The sequence below is a fragment of the Caulobacter segnis genome, assembly GCF_019931575.1.
In the GTDB taxonomy this organism is placed as follows: Bacteria; Pseudomonadota; Alphaproteobacteria; order Caulobacterales; family Caulobacteraceae; genus Caulobacter; species Caulobacter segnis_C.
This window is the reverse complement of record NZ_CP082923.1, coordinates 3,276,869-3,297,989: the sequence shown is the minus strand read 5'-3', so window position 1 is coordinate 3,297,989 and position 21,121 is coordinate 3,276,869. Positions and strand designations below refer to the sequence as shown.

19 protein-coding genes and 1 tRNA gene are annotated in these 21,121 nt (G+C 67.2%); 17 read left to right on the top strand and 3 right to left on the bottom strand.

Annotation, left to right across the window (positions count from 1 at the left end; all coding sequences use genetic code 11):
• The first annotated feature begins 10 nt into the window (after window positions 1-10).
• From gor to K8940_RS15145, 7 genes are all read left to right on the top strand, one after another.
• Entirely contained in the window at window positions 11-1,411 is a 1,401-nt protein-coding gene (gene gor, locus K8940_RS15175) for a glutathione-disulfide reductase (protein ID WP_223390825.1), read from the top strand.
• The gene (locus K8940_RS15170; protein ID WP_223390824.1) at window positions 1,408-2,637 is read left to right on the top strand and encodes an O-antigen ligase family protein; all 1,230 of its coding nucleotides are present in this window, start codon (window positions 1,408-1,410) and stop codon (window positions 2,635-2,637) included. The genes gor and K8940_RS15170 overlap by 4 nt, the downstream gene beginning before the upstream one ends.
• Before the next feature lie 110 nt (window positions 2,638-2,747).
• Window positions 2,748-4,127, top strand: a complete 1,380-nt coding sequence (locus K8940_RS15165; protein ID WP_223390823.1) for a class II 3-deoxy-7-phosphoheptulonate synthase — start codon at window positions 2,748-2,750, stop codon at window positions 4,125-4,127.
• Window positions 4,128-4,236: 109 nt separating this feature from the next.
• Entirely contained in the window at window positions 4,237-5,172 is a 936-nt protein-coding gene (locus K8940_RS15160; protein WP_223390822.1) for a retropepsin-like aspartic protease, read from the top strand.
• A 90-nt stretch (window positions 5,173-5,262) separates the two neighbouring features.
• A complete protein-coding gene (locus K8940_RS15155) occupies window positions 5,263-7,053 on the top strand; it encodes a long-chain-acyl-CoA synthetase (protein WP_223390821.1) in 1,791 nt (596 codons plus the stop codon).
• Window positions 7,054-7,182: 129 nt separating this feature from the next.
• Window positions 7,183-7,539, top strand: coding sequence for an aspartate 1-decarboxylase (panD, locus tag K8940_RS15150; protein WP_223390820.1), 357 nt, complete (start codon window positions 7,183-7,185; stop codon window positions 7,537-7,539).
• Window positions 7,539-8,015 carry a hypothetical protein gene (locus tag K8940_RS15145; RefSeq protein WP_223390819.1) on the top strand — a complete coding sequence of 159 codons (477 nt, stop codon included), beginning with the start codon at window positions 7,539-7,541 and terminating at the stop codon, window positions 8,013-8,015. The genes panD and K8940_RS15145 overlap by 1 nt, the downstream gene beginning before the upstream one ends.
• A 68-nt stretch (window positions 8,016-8,083) precedes the next feature.
• On the opposite strand, the gene K8940_RS15140 is transcribed toward K8940_RS15145, so the two are convergent.
• Window positions 8,084-8,839, bottom strand: coding sequence for an SIMPL domain-containing protein (locus K8940_RS15140; RefSeq protein ID WP_223390818.1), 756 nt, complete (start codon window positions 8,837-8,839; stop codon window positions 8,084-8,086).
• Between the two features lie 147 nt (window positions 8,840-8,986).
• On the opposite strand from K8940_RS15140, the gene K8940_RS15135 reads away from it, so the two are divergent.
• Window positions 8,987-9,062 (top strand) — tRNA-Ile (locus K8940_RS15135).
• A gap of 19 nt (window positions 9,063-9,081) precedes the next feature.
• Here K8940_RS15135 and K8940_RS15130 read toward each other — a convergent pair.
• Complete coding sequence (locus tag K8940_RS15130) at window positions 9,082-10,221, bottom strand: phosphatidylserine decarboxylase (protein ID WP_223390817.1); 1,140 nt, start codon at window positions 10,219-10,221, stop codon at window positions 9,082-9,084.
• A gap of 339 nt (window positions 10,222-10,560) precedes the next feature.
• Between K8940_RS15130 and K8940_RS15125 the strand changes: the two genes are divergently transcribed.
• On the top strand, window positions 10,561-10,737 hold the full coding sequence (locus tag K8940_RS15125) for a hypothetical protein (RefSeq protein WP_223390816.1): 177 nt from the start codon (window positions 10,561-10,563) through the stop codon (window positions 10,735-10,737).
• Window positions 10,738-10,744: 7 nt separating this feature from the next.
• Here K8940_RS15125 and K8940_RS15120 read toward each other — a convergent pair whose 3' ends face one another.
• Window positions 10,745-11,089 carry a helix-turn-helix domain-containing protein gene (locus tag K8940_RS15120; protein WP_223390815.1) on the bottom strand — a complete coding sequence of 115 codons (345 nt, stop codon included), beginning with the start codon at window positions 11,087-11,089 and terminating at the stop codon, window positions 10,745-10,747.
• Between the two features lie 177 nt (window positions 11,090-11,266).
• Between K8940_RS15120 and K8940_RS15115 the strand changes: the two genes are divergently transcribed.
• From K8940_RS15115 to K8940_RS15080, 8 genes are all read left to right on the top strand, one after another.
• Window positions 11,267-11,680, top strand: a complete 414-nt coding sequence (locus tag K8940_RS15115) for a hypothetical protein (protein WP_223390813.1) — start codon at window positions 11,267-11,269, stop codon at window positions 11,678-11,680.
• Window positions 11,677-11,892, top strand: a complete 216-nt coding sequence (locus K8940_RS15110; RefSeq protein WP_223390812.1) for a hypothetical protein — start codon at window positions 11,677-11,679, stop codon at window positions 11,890-11,892. Before K8940_RS15115 ends, K8940_RS15110 begins: the two co-directional genes overlap by 4 nt.
• A 36-nt stretch (window positions 11,893-11,928) precedes the next feature.
• The gene (locus tag K8940_RS15105; RefSeq protein ID WP_223390811.1) at window positions 11,929-12,609 is read left to right on the top strand and encodes a hypothetical protein; all 681 of its coding nucleotides are present in this window, start codon (window positions 11,929-11,931) and stop codon (window positions 12,607-12,609) included.
• A 310-nt stretch (window positions 12,610-12,919) separates the two neighbouring features.
• Entirely contained in the window at window positions 12,920-13,324 is a 405-nt protein-coding gene (locus K8940_RS15100) for a phage tail terminator-like protein (RefSeq protein WP_223390810.1), read from the top strand.
• A 93-nt stretch (window positions 13,325-13,417) separates the two neighbouring features.
• Entirely contained in the window at window positions 13,418-14,632 is a 1,215-nt protein-coding gene (locus K8940_RS15095; protein WP_223390809.1) for a phage tail tube protein, read from the top strand.
• Between the two features lie 89 nt (window positions 14,633-14,721).
• The gene (locus tag K8940_RS15090; protein ID WP_223390807.1) at window positions 14,722-15,165 is read left to right on the top strand and encodes a hypothetical protein; all 444 of its coding nucleotides are present in this window, start codon (window positions 14,722-14,724) and stop codon (window positions 15,163-15,165) included.
• 143 nt (window positions 15,166-15,308) lie between these two features.
• Entirely contained in the window at window positions 15,309-15,512 is a 204-nt protein-coding gene (locus K8940_RS15085) for a hypothetical protein (protein WP_223390806.1), read from the top strand.
• A 59-nt stretch (window positions 15,513-15,571) separates the two neighbouring features.
• Window positions 15,572-20,791: a phage tail length tape measure family protein gene (locus tag K8940_RS15080; RefSeq protein ID WP_223390804.1), complete on the top strand. Its 5,220-nt coding sequence runs from the start codon at window positions 15,572-15,574 to the stop codon at window positions 20,789-20,791.
• The last annotated feature ends 330 nt before the right edge of the window (window positions 20,792-21,121 follow it).

Here is a 21,121-nt window from a genome sequence, read left to right as displayed (position 1 = left end):
GGAGGCCATCGTGGCTGACTACGACTTCGATCTCTTCGTCATCGGCGCCGGTTCGGGCGGCGTGCGGGCGGCGCGGCTGGCGGCCATGAGCGGCGCCAAGGTCGCCGTGGCCGAGGAGTATCGGGTCGGCGGCACCTGCGTGATCCGCGGCTGCGTGCCCAAGAAGTTCATGGTCTACGCCAGCGAGGTCACCAGCCACCTCAAGACCGCCAAGGGCTACGGCTGGACGATCGGCGAGGCCAAGTTCGACTGGAAGGGCTTCATCCACGACAAGGACGTCGAGATCGCCCGCCTGTCGGGCATCTACGTCACCAACCTCCAGAAGGCCGGGGCGAACCTGCTGCACGGCCGCGCCCAGATCGTCGACGCCCACACCGTCGAGGTCCTGCCCAAGGACGGTAGCAAGGACGCCGGGACCTACACGGCCAAGAAGATCCTGATCGCCACGGGCGGTCGCCCCGTGAAGCCTGACTTCCCGGGCGCCGAGCTCGGCATCACCTCGGACGAAGCCTTCCACCTGCCCAAGCTGCCGAAGAGCATCATGATCGTCGGCGGCGGCTACATCGCCGTCGAGTTCGCCGGCATCTTCGCGGGCCTGGGCGTGCAGACGACGCTGCTCTATCGCGGCGCCAACATCCTGCGCGGCTTCGACGACGACGTGCGCTCGCACCTGGCCGACGAACTGGGCAAGCGCGGCGTCAAGGTGGTGCTGGGCTGTTCGCACACCAGCATCGAGAAGCAGGAGGACGGCACGCTGCTCAGCACCCTGACCAGCGACCTGACCTTCGAGACCGAGGCGGTGATGTTCGCCACGGGCCGCGAGCCCTACGTCCAGGGCCTGGGTCTGGAGAAGGCCGGCGTGAAGCTGAACGAGCGCGGCGCGATCGCGGTCGATGAGTATTCCAAGACCAACGTGGCCAGCATCTGGGCCGTCGGCGACGTCACCGACCGCATCAACCTGACGCCGGTGGCGATCCGCGAGGGCGCGGCCTTCGCGCAGACCGAGTTCTATGGCAACCCGACCAGCTTCGATCACGACATGGTTGCTTCGGCGGTGTTCTCGCAGCCGCCGGTGGGCGCGGTGGGCATGACCGAGGCCGAGGCGCGCCACGCGTTCGGGACGGTCGACATCTACCGCTCGGTGTTCCGTCCGATGAAGATCACCTTCTACGGCGGCCAGGAGCGGTGCCTGATCAAGCTGGTGGTCAAGGCCGACGACCAGAAGGTGGTCGGCGTCCACGTCGTCGGGCCGGACTCGCCCGAGATCATCCAGATGGCCGCCATCGCCGTGAAGATGGGCGTGACCAAGCCGCAGTGGGATTCCACCTGCGCTGTTCACCCGACCCTGGCCGAGGAGCTGGTGACGATGCGCGAGAAATACGTCCCGGTCGAAGTCGGCGGGGTGGGATGACGCAGGCGGTCGTCTCGCCGGCGGCCTCGGAGCGGCGCACGCGCTGGCTGGGCGGGCTCGCCGTCTTCATGATGGTGATGACCCCGCTGATCGGCTACGCGATCCCGCTGTGGTTCGCGGGGCTGGTCAGCCTGGTCGGCCTGCTGGCCGCGCCGCGCCTGGCCCGTTCGCGGCCGCCGCTGCTGCCGATGTTCGCCCTGCTGCTGCTGGTGCTGTGGGCGCTGGCCAGCCTGAGCTGGAGCCCGGCGGCGCCTCACCTGGCGGACCTCAAGAAGAACGTCGACAAGTTCACCGCCCTGAAGCTGCTGATGCAGCTGGCGCTGTACGGAACCGCTGTCGCGGCGCTGGGCGAGATGTCGCGGCGCTCGGCCCGCCTGGCGGGCAGGGTGATGCTGGTGGGCATGATGGTGCTCGCCGTCGTCACCTGCCTGGACGCGACGCTGAAGGCGTCGATCTACATGGTCCTTCACAAGGTCACCGGCGAGACCATCCGGCCAGACCAGGCGATCGTGAAGATCGCCTCGGGGACCTATGTGCTGGTGCTGCTGTTCTGGCCCTGCGCGCGCCTGCTGGACGACTGGAAGTTCCGAGGCCGCAATCTGGTGATCGCCGCGATCGCCCTGATGACGCTCGTCGCGGCGCACCTGAGCGGCGCGGACGCGCCGATCGCGGCCCTGATGCTGGGCGGCCTGACATGGCTGGGCGCGCGATTCATCGGCAAGCCGTTCGTCCGCGCCCTGATCCCGCTGGTCTCGGCGCTGTTCATCTTCGCGCCGATGGTGGTGCTGTGGGGCGTGCGCTCGGGCTTCTTCGGCTGGCTGCACGCAATGGCCCCGCCGTCCTGGGATCATCGCCTGAACATCTGGGCTTTCGCGGCCAACCAGATCGTCGAGCACGCCCTGCGCGGCTGGGGGATCGACGCCTCCCGCACGTTCGGCGACGCCATTCCGCTGCACACCCACAACGCCGCCCTGCAGCTGTGGCTGGAACTGGGCGCGCTGGGCGCGGCCATGGCGGCGGCCTTTTTCGCCTGGATCCTGTACCGGATCCTGGGCTGGACCGAGATCGACCGCCGCGACGGCGCCATGGCGACCGGCAGCCTGGTCGCCTATGTCGTCATCGGCGGACTGAGCTTCGGCGTCTGGCAGGAGTGGTGGCTGGCGCTGGGCGCCATCGCCGTCATCGCCTGCGGCATCGCGCAAAAATCGAGCGTGCCGGCCCGTTAGCGCGACAACGACTTTCCCGTCTCGGCTGATCGGCGGTGTTCAGCCGCATGATTTTGCCTTTTTGTTCCATTCGCGGTATCTACGCCGCCCTTTCAGTTATCGAGCCTGTCATGACCACCCGCTGGACCCCCGCGACCTGGAGAGCCAAACCCGCCAAGCACATGCCCACCGACTATCCGGACATGGGCGCCGTGGAACGGGTTGAGCAGACGCTTCGCCAGATGCCGCCGCTGGTCTTCGCGGGCGAGGCGCGCCGGCTGAAGAGCCTGCTGGGCGAGGTGGCCGAGGGCCGGGCTTTCCTGCTGCAAGGCGGCGACTGCGCCGAGAGCTTCAAGGAATTCCACGCGGACAACATCCGCGACACCTTCCGCCTGATCCTGCAGATGGCGGTGGTGCTGACCTTCGCCGGCGGCAAGCCGGTGGTGAAGGTGGGCCGCATCGCCGGCCAGTTCGCCAAGCCGCGCTCGGAGCCGGTCGAGACGATCGACGGGACGACGCTGCCGTCCTATCGCGGCGACATCATCAACGGCATGGACTTCACCTCCGAGGAGCGCGTGCCGGATCCGGACCGCCTGCTGAAGGCCTATGGCCAGTCGGCCGCGACCCTGAACCTGCTGCGCGCCTTCGCCAGTGGCGGCTATGCCGATCTCCACAACATCCATCGCTGGACCCTGGGCTTCGTCGGCGACAGCCCGCAGGGCGCGCGCTATCGCGAGCTATCCGACAAGATCACCGAGAGCCTGGCCTTCATGGCCGCGATCGGCGTCACGCCCCAGAGCCATCCGGGCATGCACCAGGTCGAGTTCTTCACCAGCCACGAGGCCCTGCTGCTGGGCTTCGAGGAGGCCATGACCCGCGTCGATAGCACCTCGGGCGACTGGTACGACACCAGCGCCCACCTGCTGTGGATCGGTGAGCGCACCCGTCAGCTGGACGGCGCGCACATCGAGTTCATGAAGGGCGTGAAGAACCCGATCGGCCTCAAGTGCGGTCCGACCATGGAGGGCGACGACCTGCTGCGTCTGATCGACGTCCTGAATCCCAACAACGAGCCGGGCCGCCTGACCCTGTACGGCCGCTTCGGCTCGGACAAGATCGCCGACCGCCTGCCGCGCCTGATGAAGGCGACCAAGGCCGCTGGCCGCTCGGTGGTCTGGGCCACGGACCCGATGCACGGCAACACCCTGAAGGCCTCGACCGGCTACAAGACCCGCCCGTTCGACCGCATCCTCTCGGAAGTGAAGAGCTTCGTGGAGATCGCCCAGGCCGAAGGCGTGCATCCGGGCGGCGTCCACCTGGAGATGACCGGCCAGAACGTCACCGAATGCCTGGGCGGCGCCCGCGCGGTCTCGGAGACGGATCTCGCCGACCGCTACCACACGCACTGCGACCCGCGCCTGAACGGCGAGCAGGCGCTGGAGCTGGCCTTCCTGGTGGCCGAGAAGCTGAAGGCCGCCCGCGACGACCAGCGTCGTCTGGCCGCCGGCTGACGCGAGAACCGGAGCCGGCCCCGCCGGCTCCGACGCTCATCCTAAACTTGCGCCGAGTGGCGCCGTTTGACCCACGGGTATAGCGTTCTCCGGGAACGGAGGAAGCGCGATGGGCCATGGACCGATCTCGCGTCGGCGCGCCTTCAGCCTGGCGGCCGGTCTGGCCGTCGCGCCTGGCCTGGCCATGGCGCTGACCACGCCCGACCCCGTTCCATCCAGCGAGCGGTTGCGCTTCCTCGATGAGGCTCGTCGCCTGACCGTCCAGACCTACGTCAACGGCGCGGGGCCGTTCCCCTTCATGGTCGATACGGGCGCCAACAGCTCGGTGATTTCGCGTGAACTGGCCGACGACCTGGGGCTGGAGCGACGGGGGCAGACGGTCCTGCACCATGTGGCCGGCTCGGCCGTGGTCGATCGGGTCGGTGTCGCCTCCCTGAAGGCCGGGGATCGCGAGCAGCGCGACCTGGCCGTCTCGGTGGTGCCCGAGGCGACCCTGGGCGCGCGGGGGCTTCTGGGGCTGGACTGGCTGGGGCGCAGCAGCCTGACCCTGGACTACGCCCGGGGCCGCATGGTCGTGGGCGCGGCCTTGGAGCCGCCCGGCTCCCTGACCTTCATCGCGCCCGCCCGCACCAAGCGCAACGGCCTGACCCTGATCGACGCCTACATGCCCGGCGGCGCGCTGCTGACCTTCATCGACAGCGGCTCGACCACGACGATCGGCAACCTGGCCCTTCTGGAAGCCGCGCGCAAAGGCAAGGCCATTGTCGGCGAGACGGTGAACCTGAACCTGCGCAGCGTCACCGGCGAGATGCTGCCCTGCACGGTGGCGGTGCTGTCCAGCCTGCGGATCGGCGGCCTGCTGATCCGATGGATCCCGGTCGTCATGGGACCGATCCACACCTTCGACTTCTGGGGGCTGGGCGGCGAGCCGGCCATCCTGGTGGGGACGGACGTCCTGCAGAAATTCAAGTCGGTTGCCCTGGACGTAAGGCGCGGTGAGGTGCGTTTCAGCATCTCCGACCGGCCCTCGACACCCGCGATCTGATCGAACGACGATAGGTGCTGCATTGCGGCACACACTGGCTTGACCGGCCGCTCGGCGCTCTCCAATGGTTGTTTGAAGGGAGAGCCATACATGCGTTTGCGTCAGAAGATCCGGCGGGAGATCAAGTTCCTGAAGGGACTGTCCCGGACGCTCAAGCGTGTGAAATCCATTGCTCCCGACAGCGCCAACCTGATTTGCGACGACCTGGAGGCCGCGGTCGACAAGTGGCGCGACCGCCCGGCCATCACCTTCGAAGGCAAGACGATCAGCTACGCCGAGCTGGACGCGATCGCCAACCGCTACGCCCACTGGGCCAAGGGGCAGGGGCTGACGCGCGGCCAGACCGTGGCGCTGTTCATGCCCAATCGCCTGGAATACCTGGCCATCTGGTACGGCCTGACCAAGGTCGGCGTGGCCACGGCCCTGATCAACAACCAGCTGACCGGCGCGGCGCTGGCCCACTGCCTGAACATCTCCCAGGCCCTGCACTGCATCGTCGACCCAGAGACCTCGCCCTGTTTCGAGGACGTGAAGGGCCAACTGGACCGCCATATGCACCAGTGGGTGCTGGGCCCGGCCCATGGCGAGCAGCGCGACCTGGTCAAGGCGCTGAAGAGCTGCAGCCAGCTGCGTCCGGACCGCGAGACGGCCCGCAACGGCATCACCGCCCGCGACACGGCGCTGTTCATCTTCACCAGCGGCACCACCGGCCTGCCCAAGGCCGCGCGCATCACCCACATGCGCGCCCAGCTGTACATGCGCGGCTTCGCCGGCTCGACCGGCGCCAACCAGAACGACCGCATCTACGTGACCCTGCCGCTGTACCACGCCACCGGCGGCCTCTGCGCCCTGGGCGCGGGCCTGCTGAACGGCGGCTCGATCGTGCTGCGCAAGAAGTTCTCGGCGACCCACTTCTGGCCGGACGTCGTCAACGAGAACTGCACGATGTTCGTCTATATCGGCGAGCTGTGCCGCTACCTGGCCAACCAGCCGGAACACGAGCTGGAGCGCGCCCACAAGATCCGCCTGATCTTCGGCAACGGCCTGCGTCCGGACGTCTGGGACGACATGCTGGACCGCTTCAAGGTCGGCGAGGTGCTGGAGTTCTACGGTGCGACCGAGGGCAACGTCTCGCTGTTCAACTTCGACGGCAAGCGCGGCGCGATCGGCCGGATCCCGAGCTATCTGCGGAAGAAGTTCAACATCCGCATCGTGAAGTTCGACGTCGAGGCCGAGATGCCCATCCGCGGCGTGAACGGCTGCTGCGTCGAGGTCGCGCCGGGCGAGGTGGGCGAGTGCATCGGCCACATCGCCGGCGACGCGCGCTCGAACTATGTCGGTTACGCTGACAAGGCCGCCACCGAGAAGAAGGTGCTGCACGACGTCTTCGAGAAGAACGACGCCTGGTTCCGCACCGGCGACCTGATGAAGATCGACGGCGACGGCTACATCTATTTCGTCGACCGCATCGGCGACACCTTCCGCTGGAAGGGCGAGAACGTCGCCACCAGCGAGGTGGCCGAACGCATCGCCGGCCTCGAGGGCGTGCAGGAGGTCAATGTCTATGGCGTGAAGATCGGCGACCTGGACGGCAAGGCCGGCATGGTCTCGCTGGTCACCGACGAGGGCTTCGACATCGCCGCCCTGAGCAAGTACGTCGACGAGCACCTGCCCAGCTACGCCCGTCCGATCTTCGTGCGGCTGCAGCAGGCGATCGAGACCACCGGCACCTTCAAGTACCGCAAGATCGACCTGGTCAATGACGGCTTCGACCCGACCAAGACCAAGGATCCGCTGTACTTCCGCGCTCCGGGCAAGGGCTATGCGAAGATCACCAAGGCGCTGTTCGCCAAGATCGAGGAAGGCGCCTACAAGCTCTGACATCGGCCCGATGTTGCGGTGCGATTGAACGGGTCCGGGTTCGTGTTATATGGCGGAACCTGATCGACGGGCCTTGTGTGTGGCGGCCCGGAAGTCTCCAACACATTCAAAGGGATAGATATCCCAGCCATGCTGCTGACCATGCTGAAGGCCAAGTTGCACCGCGCCACGGTGACCCAGGCCGATCTCGACTACGAAGGTTCGATCGCCATCGACCGCGACCTGCTGGACGCCTCGGGCATCCTGCCGAACGAGCAGGTCGACGTGCTGAACATCACCAACGGCGCGCGCTTCACCACCTACGCCATCGAGGCCCCGCGCGGCTCGAAGGTGATCGGCGTCAACGGCGCCGCCGCCCGCCTGGTGCAGAAGAACGACCTCGTCATCGTCGTCACCTACTGCCAGCTGCCGGCCGAGGAGGCGCGTAACTACGCCCCCACCGTCGTGCTGCTGGAAGAAGGCAACCACATCAAGAAGGCGGCCTGATGCGCCGGGTCGCGCTCGCGGTCCTGGCCGTCACGGCGCCCGCCTTCCTGGGCCTGGCGGCCTGCGCCCCGAAACTGCCGCAAGGCGTGGATGAAGGCGTCCTGACCCAGGCGGTCGGCAAGTCGATCGGCTCGCCCTCGACCTGCGTGGTGATCGCCGACGCCAAGGGCAAGCTGGTCTGGCGCGGGGGCGGCTATATCACCTGCTCGCGCAACCTGCCCGACTGCGGGGGCGGCCAGACGACGGCCGAGACGCTGCTCAAGGCCAGCATCGGCAAACCGGCGCGTTTCCTCAGCTGCCCCAGCGGCTCGGCCCCCGGCGCCACGGTGGGCTGGACCCTCGGTCCGGTGCCGACCGGCGAGGGCAAGCCGTCGCGCGGCCTGACCTATGTCGCGGTCATGGAGGGCGATCGCGCCCTGCCGGGCCTCGAGATCAAGGATCGCGTCGAGCGGGCCTTCGAGAAGGCCGGCTTCTAGGCCCTGAAACGACGAAGCCGCCGCCGGGCTCTCCCGGCGGCGGCTTTTTCAGATCGGTTCGGCCGACGCTACTTCATCATTTCGTACGTGGCGTTGACGTCGATCCGGACCTTCAGTTCGCCGCCGGCGATGCTGGTCGAGTCCGCCGCCTCGCGCTTCGACGCGAAGGCCATCATCGGCACGGGCGGCGGAGCGGGGGTGTAGCCGCCGCCCTCGTTCAGATTGACCAGGCGCATGTCCTTGTAGCCGGTGGCCCGGGCGTAGAGCGCGGCCTTGGCCTGCAGGGCCTTCACGGCTTCCAGGCGGGCGGCGTCCTCGGCGGCGCGCGGGTCCGCCAGGCCGAAGCTGATGCCGTTGACGGTGTTGGCGCCGGCATTGACCGTGGCGTCGACGCTCGCGCCCAGCTTGGCCAGGTCGCGCACCGTGATCGTCACCTGGTTCGAGGCCTGGTAGCCGGTCAGCTTGGGCGGCTGGTTCTGCTCGTAGGCGTACTGGGCGTTCAGGTTCAGGTTCGAGGTCTGGATGTCGCGCTCGGCGATCCCGGCCTTCTTCAGCGCGGCCATCACCTGGTTCATGCGCGCGCCGTTGGCCTTCAGGGCCTCGGCGGCGGTCGGCGCGTCGGTCTGGACGCCCAGGTTGATGGTGGCCATGTCCGGGGCCACGCGGGTCTCGCCATAGGCCGACAGGTTGAAGGTCGTGGCCTTGAAGGCCGCGTCGGTCTGCGCCAGCGCCGGCGCGGCCGCGCCCAGCAGCAGGGCGCCGACCAGGGCGGGGGCGGCCAGGGCGGCCAGGGCGCGGGCGGGGCGGCGAGCGATGTGCGTCATCTTTTTTCTCCAAGGCGGTCTGGCGCAGGAAGCGTCGCCGAACCGCTATGGTTCCTTGGTGACAGCCCCAACCTGAACCGGAGCTTTAAGCCGCGTTCGGCTCATGCTAATCCGCCGGCTCTCGCGTACGCTCACACGTATTCGCGCGGGCCTGTAGCTCAATGGTTAGAGCCGACCGCTCATAACGGTCTGGTTGGGGGTTCGAGTCCCTCCAGGCCTACCACCACCGCCTCCGGGGGGGCTTACACAACCGGATAAGCATCCCCGATCTTCGTGCCGATCTTGTAGTGGACGTTCGGCTGGGCGGTGAAGCTGATGTTACTTTTGGCCTCGAACAGCACGATGATGTCCGAGCCGCCGAACTGGAAGTAGGCCAGTTCCTCGCCCTTGCGGACGGTGACGCCGACCTCGGCGGTGACGATAACCGACGAGACTTGGCACATGCCGATCGGCAGCACGGCGACCAGGCCGATGGGGGTGTCCAGCACGATCAGGCCGCGGGCCTGGGCGAACTGGTAGCCGGCCGCGTCCGGAGCGTCGAAGGCGCGGACGGGCTTGAGCCTGTGCACGCCGTTGGCGTCGCCGGCGACCTTCTCGGCCACCACCTCCAGATAGACCTGACCGGGGATGGCGCGGGACTCCAGCACCGTGCCGCCGATCGGCGCGTGCTGGCGGTGATAGTCGTTGGGGCCCAGGAAGGCGTGCATGAAGAGGCCGTTCCTGAAGCGGTCCTTGTAGGGACTGCCCTGCATCAGCTCCTCGATCTTCCAGTGCAGGTTCTTCACCGTGACGTGGCTGTCGGTGCGGATCTCCCACTGGCCGGCGAAGGTGGAGTCGGCGGGTGAGACGACGACGCTTTGGTCGGCGATCGCGGCCACGGGCCGGTAGCCCGGTTTGAAGTTGCGGGCGAAGAACTGGTTGAAGGTCTTCCAACCGCCGTGCGGCTCGATGTAGTCGCCCAGATTGTAGTTCGGCGACTTGCGAAAGGTCTCCAGCGAGGCCGGCGTCAGGGATTCCGGCGTGTCGAGGAAGGCGCCCAGGGCGTCGGCGTATTCCACCAGCCAGGCCGACAGCGGCGTCAGGGGCGGGGCCTTGTCGTGGGGGACGACCTTGTTTTGCAGGTCCTTCACCGCGTCCTGGTCGAGCACGAAATAGAACTTGCAGAGCTTGTTGTAGACCTCGCGCCCTGGATCGTTCTCGCTGGGGACCCAGCGCAGAAAGTCGTTGATGTAGACGTAGTAGCTCTCGAGGTCCTTGAGGTCGGACAGCTCGGGGATGTTCCATGCGCGGGCCTGGGCGACGGCCTTCTCGAACCGCGCCTCCCAGCCGTTGTCCTTGATCAGTTTCTGCAGCTTCAGGACCACGGGATGCCATTTGCTCATCGTCTGTCCTCCAACGGGGATGGGGTGCGGATGCGGCGAGGCTCTCTATTCGTGTATCGAGCGATATAACTTCTCATAGTTGTATATCGCCGCCGTTCGCGCGTAAAGCGTGGGGCTGGGCTGGGCCGATGTTTGCGTTTCATGCAAAACCAAGCTCGCCTTCAGGATTTGCATCTTGTGCAAATATTGACATGCGTCAGACTCGGACGCATGCGCCGTCGCGACCGATCGACTCACGCGCAGGAGGCGTGCAAGGTGGTCGCGTTGAAGGCGGAGGTTGTCGTGTTCGCGGTGACGCGTTTCTGCGTGCAGGCCTTCGGAAGGCGGGGTGGAACGCTCATGCCGACCGAGGTCAGGGAGTGCTATTTCGAGGAGGACGCGCGGCGCGAGATGGAGGTCCTGGCTCGGCGCTCGTCGGGTGTGGCGCTGTATCGCGTGCGCGGCGAGCCGCTGTCGGGTCTGTGGGGAAAGCCCAGGCTGATCGAGCGCCAGGGCGAGATCCTGGCGCTGGATTGAACGGGAATTATCCTACCTTCTTGAGGGTTTGTCCTATCTCGACGAGCTGGATCCGCTGCACGGGCTGGAGCTGGTCCCAGATCGACCAGATCCCCTCGGAGGCCTCCGGATCGCGCATGATCAGGTCGGCTGGCTCGCAGCGATAGATGGTCGCCAGGGCTTCCAGCACGTCTTGGGAATAACCGGTCTCGCCGCGCTCGACGCGCGAGAGCTGGGCCACCGAATACGGATAGCCGACCTCGAGCTCCAGGCGTTCGACGGCCTGTTCCAGGTTCATGTCGCGATGCTTGCGCCAGGCGCGGATGAAGGTCTTGCCGCGTCGCTTCGCCTTGGCCTGCCGGTCGGGTGTCATGCAAATCCCACGAGGGAGCGAATGGGGAATGTCCGGCCATTAAACACAAAATTTGCTTGCCATGCAAATTTGTATTTGGTACAAATTGGATATTCCGAGAGTTCCGCCCTGGCGACGCGAGCCGGGCGGGATCTCCCCGAAATTCCCATCCATCGGCTCAGCCGCAGGAAGCTCCAGATGATTCCGATCCACGGGACCGGTCCGGCCGGTCATGCGACCTTTCATGTCTATACGGCCCGCCGCACCGAGGCCGATCGCCGGCCGCCGCGCGCCATTCTCACCGGCCTGCTGATGGGCGATCCGCGCCCCGACCGCTACGCGCTGTCCGAGGCGATCCGCACCCGCCTGTTCGGCGTCCTGCCAGAAGAGCCCGTCGTTCCGTCCAAGGTGCTGGCCGTGCTGGAGGCCCTGGCCGACGGGCCGCTGACCCTGGCCGACCTGGCCGACGAGATGGCCGTCAGCCTGTCGGCCGGCAGCGACCGCGCCCAGGCCGCGCGCCTCTCGGGCCTGGTCGAGCGCCTGGGCGGGCGTCCTTGCCGGATCAGCCTGACCATCGCCGGCCGCGCCGTCCTGGAGGAGCAGGGCGGGTGAGCGGCCTGCACGACGAGGTCGCCGAGGGCGCCATTGACCGGGCCGTCCGCGACTGCGGACCGCGCAAGCCGATGCTGTGCGCGATCATCCGCGCCGCCGGCCGGATGCTGGCCGAGAGCGACGGCCACGACGTCGTCACCCAGGTCTGCGCCGGCGAAGCCCGCCGCCACGCCCTGGCCCAGAACCGACGCGGCGTCCGCTCCGGGCGCTGACCACATCCGAAGGAAAGAAGGGGACGCACCATTTCCGTGCAAGTCATTCGGCCCGAGGGGCTGACCTCGACCGAGCTGGCCGACCTAGCCCGCGCCGACCGCGCGGCGGCTCTGGCTATCAGTCCGGCCACCCGCCAGGCGGCGCGCGAAGCCATGCTGCGGATCGCCGACGCCCAACTGGCCCGGACCGAACAGGCCGAGGTCGCCGCCGGCTTGGTCGAGAGCCTGACCCTGGCCTCCGCGCGGGGCGAGACCGTGGAGATCCCCGAAGCGGCGGTCGCTGGGCCCGTGCGGATCTCCAGCCGTGACGGCCTGCGCGGCCTGCGCCAGGGCGGCCACATCACCGACGCCCACTACGCCGTCGGCCTGCTGTACCGCGCCGGCTTCGAGGCCCGAGGTCGCGACCTGCGCATCGCCAGCCTGGAGCCCGGCCATAGGGGCGGCCACGACAACGACCGCTTCGTCGCCGCCCGGCTGCGGCGCGCGCGCATGCTGGACTTCGTGGCTCGCGCTGACCGCGCCGTGGCCATGGCGCTGGCCGACAAGCCCATGGCGCTACGCTTGCTGCGCGCGGTGGCGGGGGAGGGGACCAGCCTGTCGGCCTGGGGCGCGGGCCGCGTCTTCACACGTAATCGCGAAGTCCTAACCCAGGCTCTGGACCTTGTCGTGGCGCTGGCCAAGCAGATCGCCCGTGACCGCAAGAATAAGAACGTTTAGTGAACAAAATGATTGACCGCCGGGAAGGTAGAGGGTCTAATCTGATCATTCTCGGAGATGTGTCCTTGGCGACCCCATCGACCTCCGGAGACTGAAATTCAAACCCTCGATCTCTTTCGGATCCGGCGCTCGACTTGAGCCGCCTGGCCGGTCGCTTTCGAACCCGTCCTGCCCTTCGAGGGACGGGTTTCTCGTCTCGCCTGTTCGGGAACCCAGACATGATCCTCGATCCCGCCACCGGGAGCCGTTCGGCTCTCGGATCGCCTTCGCGCGCCTCGATCCCGCCGTTCCCGACTTCGGCGAGCCGCCGATGAGCGTGCCGAAGATCCGCGCGGCGCTGGAGACGGCGCTGGCCGCGATGAGTCCGCCCCTGGCCACGGCCTGGGAGAACACGGCCTACACGCCGACGGCCGGAGCGCCGTACCAGCGCGTGTCGATGATCTTCGCCGAGCCGGTCAACACCGAGTACGGCCGAGGCTTCCAGCAGGGCGGCATGTTCGTCGTCTCGCTTTGCTGGCCGCAGGGCGCGGGCATGGCGGACATCACCGTCCGCGTCGAGCTGCTGCGCTCGACCTTCTATCGCGGCGCGGCCTTCACCGCCGATGGTCTGACCACGACCGTCGCCCGCACCCCTCTCATCCTGGCCGCGATCCTGGAGGGCGACCGCTACGTCATGCCCGTCCAGGTCCCGTTCCTGGCCACGATCACCAGCTGACGGCGGTCTCCGCCCGAAGGGACGGCCCAAGCGACTTTTGGGACTTCGTCCAGCCCTCCACCCATTCCGATAACTTCCCAGGAGAAGATCCCCATGGCCGTCGCCCAGGGCATCAACAAGAAGACCGTCTACAAGAAACAGACCGGCCTCGGCGCCGCCGCCGCGGGTGCAGGCGGCCAGGTCGTGCGCCGCACCAGTTCGGTGTTCCAGGCCCCGCCGGATACGTTCGAAAGCAACGAGATCGTCAGCCACCAGCAGTCGACGGGCGTCGGCCTGGGCGTGGTCAAGCCGGCCGGCAAGATCGACGGCCTGCTGTCGCCGGGCACCTACGGCGCCCTGCTGGGTTCTCTGCTGCGCAAGGACATGACGGCCGGCGTCTCGGCCACCGGCGCCACGATCAGCGTCGCCGCCTCGGGCCAGAACTGGACCCTGACCCGCTCGGCCGGCTCGTACCTGACCGACGGCTTCAAGATCGGCGACGTCATCCGCCTGACCGCCGGCGCCTTCAACGCCCTGAACACGCAGAAGAACCTGCTGATCATCGCCCTGACCGCCACGGTCGCCACGGTGAAGGTGGTCAACGGCTCGGCGATGTTCGCCGAGACCAACATCGCCAGCGCCGCGGTCGCGGTGACGGGCAAGAAGTCGCTGGTGCCGCTGACCGCCCACACCAACGACTACTACACCTTCGAGGAGTGGTATCCGGACCTGGGCCGCTCGGAGACCTATGCCGACCAGCAGGTCGGCCAGGCGGCGCTGAACCTGCCGGCCACCGGCAACGCCACCATCAGCCTCGACACCGTCGGCCGCACCCGCACCCTGGGCGCGGCCCAGGTGCTGACCTCGCCCAACGCCGAAACCGTCACCGACATCCTGACGGCCGTGAACGGCGTGATCCTGGTCAACGGCGCGCCCGTCGCCAACGTCACCGGCGCCCAGGTGACCATCAACGGCAACGCCGCCCACAGCGACGCCGTGGTGGGCTCGAACGTGGTCGACGACATCCAGCGCGGTCGCGTGGCCGTATCTGGCAGCTTCACCGCCAAGTTCGATGGCGTGACCCTGCAGACGATCTTCGACGGCCGCTCGACCACCTCGCTGGTCCTGGCGATCACCGAGGACGCCACGGCCAACGCCGACTTCGTGGTCGTCAACCTGCCGATGATCAAGCTGACCGGCGACACCCCCGACGACGGCGAGAAGGCGGTGATCCGGACCTATCCGTTCACGGCCCAGATCAACGGCGCCGGCGGTGCGGCCCTGGCCACCGATCAGACCATCATCGCCATCCAGGACAGCGCCGCCTAACCGCGCGGCGTCCGTCCCTCTCCCTCCGAAGTCCCCTCTCAACTTAGCGGCCGGGTCGCGCCCGGCCGTCCTTTTCCCAAGGACAGACCATGACCAAGTTCTCGACCGAAACCCTGTTCGACCTCAACGACCTGGACGCCGTCGCCGCCGGCGACACCCCGTTCGAGGTCGAGTACGTCCGCGCCGACGGCTCCGGCTCCGGCGTCTTCCTGCTGGTGCTGGGCGGCCAGTCCGAGAAGGTCCAGGCCGAGGTCAACCGCCTCGTCAACGACCGCCGCAAGCGCCAGGCCGTGGCCGCCGCCATGACCGGCCGCGCCAATCCCGAGAAGGCCGACTTCACGCCGATCGAGGACGACATCGCCTTCGGCCACCGGCTGACCGCCGTCCGACTGGTCGGCTGGCGCGGCATCAAGCAGGAGTGGTCGGCCGAGAACGCCTTCCGCCTGGTCAGCCGCAATTCCGAGATCGCCGAACAGGTTACCGCGGCGTCGAACAACCTCGGAAATTTTATGCCGGGCAAGTCCGCGGCCTGATCGCCTACGGCCGCGAGCAGTTCGAGCTCGCCGGCCGGCAGGACGACGGCGAGCCGCTCAGGGTCCACCTCGAGAGCCTGGCCCGACAGGGCGATCCCGAGGCCACCTGGCGGCTCGCCAACCCGCCGCCGCTGTCGTCGCACGTGGCCCACCTGTGGGCCTGGTACGCCGACCTCTGCCAGACCCGCCAGAGCGGCGGGTTCGGCCCCTCGCGCCTCTCGCGCCTGGAGATCCAGGCCTGGGAGCGTGACGAGGGCGTGCGGCTGGAGCCGTGGGAACGCCGGGCCCTGATCGCCCTGGACGCCGAGCACCTTCTGACCATGACGGCCCCCGCCAAGGGCGGCTGACCACCACCGGGCTGCGTCTTCGCAAGGAGGCGCGGCCCGAACTTTTTGGGAGAGCCGTTGTGGCTGACAAGGATCTGAACGAACTCGTCGCTGGTCTGAAGGGGGTTTCGGTCGCGGTCGGCGCGCTGGGCGTGGTGCAGTCCAAGGTCGTGAAGGACCAGGCCTCGTTCGGCGCGGCTCTCAAGGCGGGCGGCGAGGCCGCGCGTCTTCAAGGCGAGGAGGTCAAGAAGCTCAGCGGATTGGTCACCGACACCTTTTCCGCATTCGCTTCGGGCGGCGACCCGCTCAAGGTTATCGCGACGCAGGGCATGGGCGCGGCTGAAGCTCTGGCGAGCGCGGCCAGTCGAGGCGTAGGCCTTAAAGGGGCTCTGGCGAGCGTCGCGGAAGAACTCGCCGGCGCGGGAGGAGCGCTAGGCCCCTACGGCCGAATCGCCGAGGTCCTGCTGCAAGTCACGCAGGCCGTCTATCAGTATGGCCAGGCTCAGTCGCAGGTCGAGCAGATGACCTATGGCCTGGCGCGCGCTACCGGTCTCAGCGGGCAGGAGCTTTCCGCTCTCGCCGAGCGTTCGTCGGCTGCGGGCAACGTTTCGATCTCGGCCGCGCAGGGCATGGTGGAGTCGTATCTGCGGCTTGGCGTGACGAGCGCTCCGATCCTGCAAAGGGCGATCGAGCTCACAGACGACTATGCGGCGGCGACGAAGCAAGATGCAGCCGGGGCGCTGCAGGAACTTGGCAAGGTTCTCGTCGACCCCGTCCAGAACATGAATCTGCTGAACGGGAAGGTGGAGGGTCTCGACGGCAAGACCCGTGAACTCGTCAAGACACTGGTCAAGGAGAACGATCTCGCTGGGGCGCAGGCCATCATCCTTGATCGCGTTTCCAAAAGCGCGGGTGGTACGGCCGACAAAGTTCTGGATTTGGACAAGGCTTTTCGTTCGGCGAAGAACGGCGCTTCGAACTTCTTCGAGAAGATGCAGCAAGGGGCGTGGAACTTCTTCAATCCCAGCGATGAGCAGGTCGCGAACACCTATGGGGGTCTTGGGTCGACACTGGTGGACCGGGTCAACGCCCAGAAGGCTGAAGGGAAAAGGCGCGCCGACGCCATTGCTCGCGACAACCGCTCCGTCGAGGCCACTAACGCTGTAAACGCAAAGACCGGTGACTACGACATCCTCGCCGATCTGAAGATCCAAAAGAAGAAAGTCGACCGAGGCATTAGGGAAAACAATCTCCCTGACCTCGCGCGAGCCAATAGGGCGTCTGAAGCCTACGCTCGCGAAATCAAGGAGCTTGAGACGAAGATCAATGCGCCGGCGTCCGCTTCGAGGGGGCAGGCCGCCACCCATCTTCGTGTGACGGCCCCGGCGCAGGATCCTCGCGCCGAACATCAAGCGCAGTTCGAAAAGGAAGTCGAAGCGACGAAGAAGGCGACGGAAGCCAACTGGAATCTCGCGGAGGCCTACGGAAAATCGGACCAGGCGGCCATGGCCGCGCAAGCCCGGTCGGACGCCGTAAGCAAGGGGCTCACCGACGAAGCGGACATTACTCGGTACGTGGCCGGTCAGTACGACTTGGCGATGTCGAAGGCGGCGGCCTCCACCGCGCAACAGGCGGCGAACCTGACGGCGAACGCCGCAGCGCAAAGAGTCGTAAACGACCAGGTCGCAAATGGAGTTCTAACTAGCGCGGAGGCTTCCGAGCAACTGCGCGACGAGGCCGTCGGCCGGCAACTCCTGGCGTTTGCAAATCGGGCGGAGGGGGAGACCAAAGACAAGCTGCAGGCCGCGTATCGCGCTCTCGCCACCGCCCAGGCCGAAAGTAATGAGCAGGCGCGTCGCGCCCAGATGCTGACCGCCATCGGGCAGCAAAGGGATACGTTAGACACGCTCAGCGAGGAGGCGCGACTTGTCGGTGCGGGCAATATCGAGCGTTCGGTCGCCCTGGCCCAGCTCAAGGCCGAACAAGAGTTGAGAGCCAAGGGGTTTAATCGTGATGCCGCGCACCCCGAAGAGATCGAGTTGGCTGACAAATATGTTGATAACGCCAAGGATGTCGCCAAGAAGACTGCTGTCCTGAAAACAATCCAGGACGAATACAATGCTTCTCTGACTCAGTCAGTAGATCTTTGGACTCAGCTGCAAGCCAAGGCCCAGGCCACCGCGCAGGGTCTTTCGAGTTCTTTTGGCGATGTCGGCAAGGCGGTCGGCGGCCTGCTCACGGTTTTCTCGTCCTACGAACTGAACAGCGCGAAACTGACGAGCAGCCACACGGCGAAAGCCAAACAACTGAATGAAGTTATCAACGCAGCTGCCGTCGACTCCAAGGAGCGGGGGCAGGCCGAAAAGCGGCTTGCTGACGAGACGATGCGCTACGATCGGGAGACCCTCGCGATCCGCCTGCAGGGCTACGGCGATGCGGCGGCGGCGGCCAAGGGTTTCTTCAAGGAACACAGCGCCGGATACGCGGCGATCGAGGGCGTCGAAAGGGGTTATCGCCTCTGGCAGGCCGCTGCGACGATCCAGGCAATGGCCCTGGACACCGCCGCGACGAGCCAGGGCGTGGCGAACTCCGCTGCCCGAGGTGTCGCGGCCGCAGCTGGCGGCGCGGCCAAGATCTTCGAGGAACTAGGCCCCTGGGGTTTCCCGATTGTCGCGGCCATGATCGGCGTGCTGGCAAGTCTGGGTCTGCACACTGGTGGCGGCGGCTCGGTCCCCGGCGCCAACGACATGAAGGCCCGCCAAGACGCCCAGGGCTCCGGCTCGATCCTCGGCGACTCTAAGGCCAAGTCCGAGAGCCTGGAAAAGGCCCTGACCCACGCCCAGGCCTATGAGAACAAGGACCTGGAATACGGCAACGCCATGGTCCGGTCGCTGAAGTCGATCGACGACCAGATCGGCGCCGTGGCGGCCGCGCTGGCCAAGGCGTTTGGGGCCGGCGGGATGCTGAGCACCGAGGGGCTAAACCTGGGCAAGACCGGCTCGACACCCACCCTGTCGAACCTGGGCTTCTCGAAGTCCACCACGCGGACCCTGCAGGACCAGGGCATCCAGTTCGACGCCGCCACCCTGGGCGCGATCCTCGAGGGCGGCCTGTCCGGCTCGACCTACCAGCAGGTGCTGGAGACGACGAAGAAGAAGGCCTTCGGGATCACCACATCCAGCAAGAGCAAGGTGATCACCGAGACCGGCGCCCTGGACGGCGACTTCCTGGATCAGATCACCAAGCTGATCACGTCGCTGGGCAAGGGCGTCACCGACGCGGCGGGCGCCATCAAGGCGACCGGCGTCGAGGAGGCGCTGGCCAGCTTCAAGGTCGACCTGGGCAAGCTGTCCTTCAAGGACATGACCGGGACGCAGATCGAGGAGGCGCTGAACGCGATCTTCGGCAAGCTGGGCGACGACATGGCCAAGGCCGCCGTCCCGGCCATCGCCCAGTTCCAGAAGGTGGGCGAGGGGGCCTTCGAGACCCTGGTCCGGGTGGCGCGCCAGTACGAGGTGATCGACACGACGCTGAAGTCGGTCGGCATGATCTTCGCCACGGTCGGCGTGGCCTCGCTCGAGGCGCGCGAACGGCTGGTCGATCTGGTCGGCGGGCTGGACAACCTGACCGACCAGGCGGCCTTCTTCGCCGAGCACTTCCTGTCGGACGACGAGCGGCTCAAGCCGGTCCAGGACTCGGTGGCGGCCGAGCTGAAGCGGTTGGGCCTGTCGCCCGACCTGACGCGCGAAGGCTTCAAGGATCTTGTCCTCAAGCAGAATGTCTCGAACGAGGACGGGGCCAAACTCTACGCCGCCCTCATGGCTCTGGCCCCGGCGTTCGACAAGGTCGCCACGGCGGCCGAGAACGCCAGGGCGGCGGTCGAGGACAAGCGCGCGTCCATCCAGGACCAGATCGACGAGCTGACCCTGTCGTCCGGCGCGCTGCTGGCGAAGTCGCGGGCCAAGGAGATGGAGGCCGTCGAGGCGCTGGACGCCTCGCTGGCGCCGCTTCTGAAGACCCTGTGGGGCCTGCAGGACGCCGCCGAGGCCGCCAAGCTGGCGACCGATCGCTCCAACATGTACGCCGATCTTCTGGAGGCTCAGGGACGAAGTGAGGAGGCCAAGGCGCTGCGCCGGGCCAACGCCCTGGCGGCGATCACCGACCCGATCCAGAAGCAGTACCAGGAGCAGATCTGGGCCGCCGAGGACGCCGCCGCCAAGGTCGCCGCCGCGCGCGACGTGCTCACCCAGGCCTATCAGCGCGAGCACGACGCGCTCCAGGCGACCAAGGATAAGTTCGCCGACCTGTCCAAGTCGCTGCGCGCGTTTAGCACCAGCCTGTCGGGTACGATCGCCGGAGCGGATCTGGCCGGCCGCTATCGCACGACGCGGCAGAGCTTCCTGACGACGGCGTCCCTGGCCCGCCTGGGCGACCCCGACGCGATGGGGCGGCTGCAGGCCGAGGGCGAGGCGTTCACGGCGGCGTCGCGTGACTACGTCTCGACCAGCCAGGACTATCTGCGTGACGTCGGCCTGGTCCGCGCCGCCGTCGACGAGGCTGCCGACACCGCCGATCGCCAGGTCTCGATCGCCGAGGCGCAGCTGGAGGCGCTGGACGCCTCGGTGCAGGGGCTGATCCAGGTCAACGCCAGCATCGTCTCGGTGCGGGAGGCGATCGCCGGGCTGCAGGCGGCCAACCAGGCCGCGGCGGCGGCGGGCGTGGTGTCGGTGGGGGGCGTCCCCGTCAATGGCGCCAGCTCGGGCAGCGGCGCCGCCAGCACCACGCTCACCCAGGCCCAGAAGGATTTGAACAACGCTTCCTGGAACTGGGGTCTGGTCAACAGCATGGCCGGGCGGGGGAGCGGCAACGCCGACTCGACGGATCCGGAAATTCAGGCGGTCTACACCAGCGCCGCCCGTTACCAGCCCGGCTACATGGACATTGTGAACACTCAGGGGATCGACGCGGCCAACGCGTTGGTCGCCCAGGGAAAGCTGTCCTTCTTCCAAAGCGGCGCGCTCAAGTACGCTACCGGCGGCAGTTTCGAGGTCGGTGGTTCCGGTCCGCCCGACTCCAAGCTCTTCAACCTGGCGCTCAGCCCCGGCGAGGCGGTCAACGTCCAGCGCGCCGACCAGAAGAACGACAAGTCCCTGATCAACGAGCTGCGCGCCCTGCGTGACGAGCTCGCCGACCTGCGCGCCACGAGCGCCCGCATCGCCACCAGCAACGACAAGATGGAGCGCACCTTGACCAACGTGACCGAAGGCGGCCGCGCCATGCAGACCCAGGCGGCCGCCTGATGCGCGCGCTTCCGCCCATTACCATCACGCCCGCCATGCTGACTGGCGCCTCCCCCGCCGAGCCCTCGGCGGGGGAGGCGGTCTGGAGCGCCGCCCTGCAGTATGGGAGCGGCAACAGGGTTATCAGCGCGACGACTCACCGCATCTACGAGTCACTGAAGGGCAAGGCCTCGTCGGTGACGATCGTGACGGGCTCATCCGTGATCACTTGGCCGAACCATGGCCTCGCCCCTGATACTCAAGTCGCTTTTGCTACCACGGGCTCGCTGCCGAGCCCCTTGAGTACGACCCAGACCTATTTTGTTGTCACCGACACCGCCAACACCTTCA

What these genes read in the sequence shown, in the direction of transcription:
- K8940_RS15130 (WP_223390817.1), bottom strand. Translation starts at nt 10,221, where the DNA reads ATGAGCAAATGGCATCCCGTGGTCCTGAAGCTGCAGAAACTGATCAAG.
- K8940_RS15125 (WP_223390816.1), top strand. Translation starts at nt 10,561, where the DNA reads ATGCCGACCGAGGTCAGGGAGTGCTATTTCGAGGAGGACGCGCGGCGC.
- K8940_RS15115 (WP_223390813.1), top strand. Translation starts at nt 11,267, where the DNA reads ATGATTCCGATCCACGGGACCGGTCCGGCCGGTCATGCGACCTTTCAT.
- K8940_RS15170 (WP_223390824.1), top strand. Translation starts at nt 1,408, where the DNA reads ATGACGCAGGCGGTCGTCTCGCCGGCGGCCTCGGAGCGGCGCACGCGC.
- K8940_RS15090 (WP_223390807.1), top strand. Translation starts at nt 14,722, where the DNA reads ATGACCAAGTTCTCGACCGAAACCCTGTTCGACCTCAACGACCTGGAC.
- K8940_RS15160 (WP_223390822.1), top strand. Translation starts at nt 4,237, where the DNA reads ATGGGCCATGGACCGATCTCGCGTCGGCGCGCCTTCAGCCTGGCGGCC.
- panD (WP_223390820.1), top strand. Translation starts at nt 7,183, where the DNA reads ATGCTGCTGACCATGCTGAAGGCCAAGTTGCACCGCGCCACGGTGACC.
- K8940_RS15120 (WP_223390815.1), bottom strand. Translation starts at nt 11,089, where the DNA reads ATGACACCCGACCGGCAGGCCAAGGCGAAGCGACGCGGCAAGACCTTC.
- K8940_RS15155 (WP_223390821.1), top strand. Translation starts at nt 5,263, where the DNA reads ATGCGTTTGCGTCAGAAGATCCGGCGGGAGATCAAGTTCCTGAAGGGA.
- K8940_RS15140 (WP_223390818.1), bottom strand. Translation starts at nt 8,839, where the DNA reads ATGACGCACATCGCTCGCCGCCCCGCCCGCGCCCTGGCCGCCCTGGCC.
- K8940_RS15145 (WP_223390819.1), top strand. Translation starts at nt 7,539, where the DNA reads ATGCGCCGGGTCGCGCTCGCGGTCCTGGCCGTCACGGCGCCCGCCTTC.
- K8940_RS15100 (WP_223390810.1), top strand. Translation starts at nt 12,920, where the DNA reads ATGAGCGTGCCGAAGATCCGCGCGGCGCTGGAGACGGCGCTGGCCGCG.
- K8940_RS15095 (WP_223390809.1), top strand. Translation starts at nt 13,418, where the DNA reads ATGGCCGTCGCCCAGGGCATCAACAAGAAGACCGTCTACAAGAAACAG.
- K8940_RS15165 (WP_223390823.1), top strand. Translation starts at nt 2,748, where the DNA reads ATGACCACCCGCTGGACCCCCGCGACCTGGAGAGCCAAACCCGCCAAG.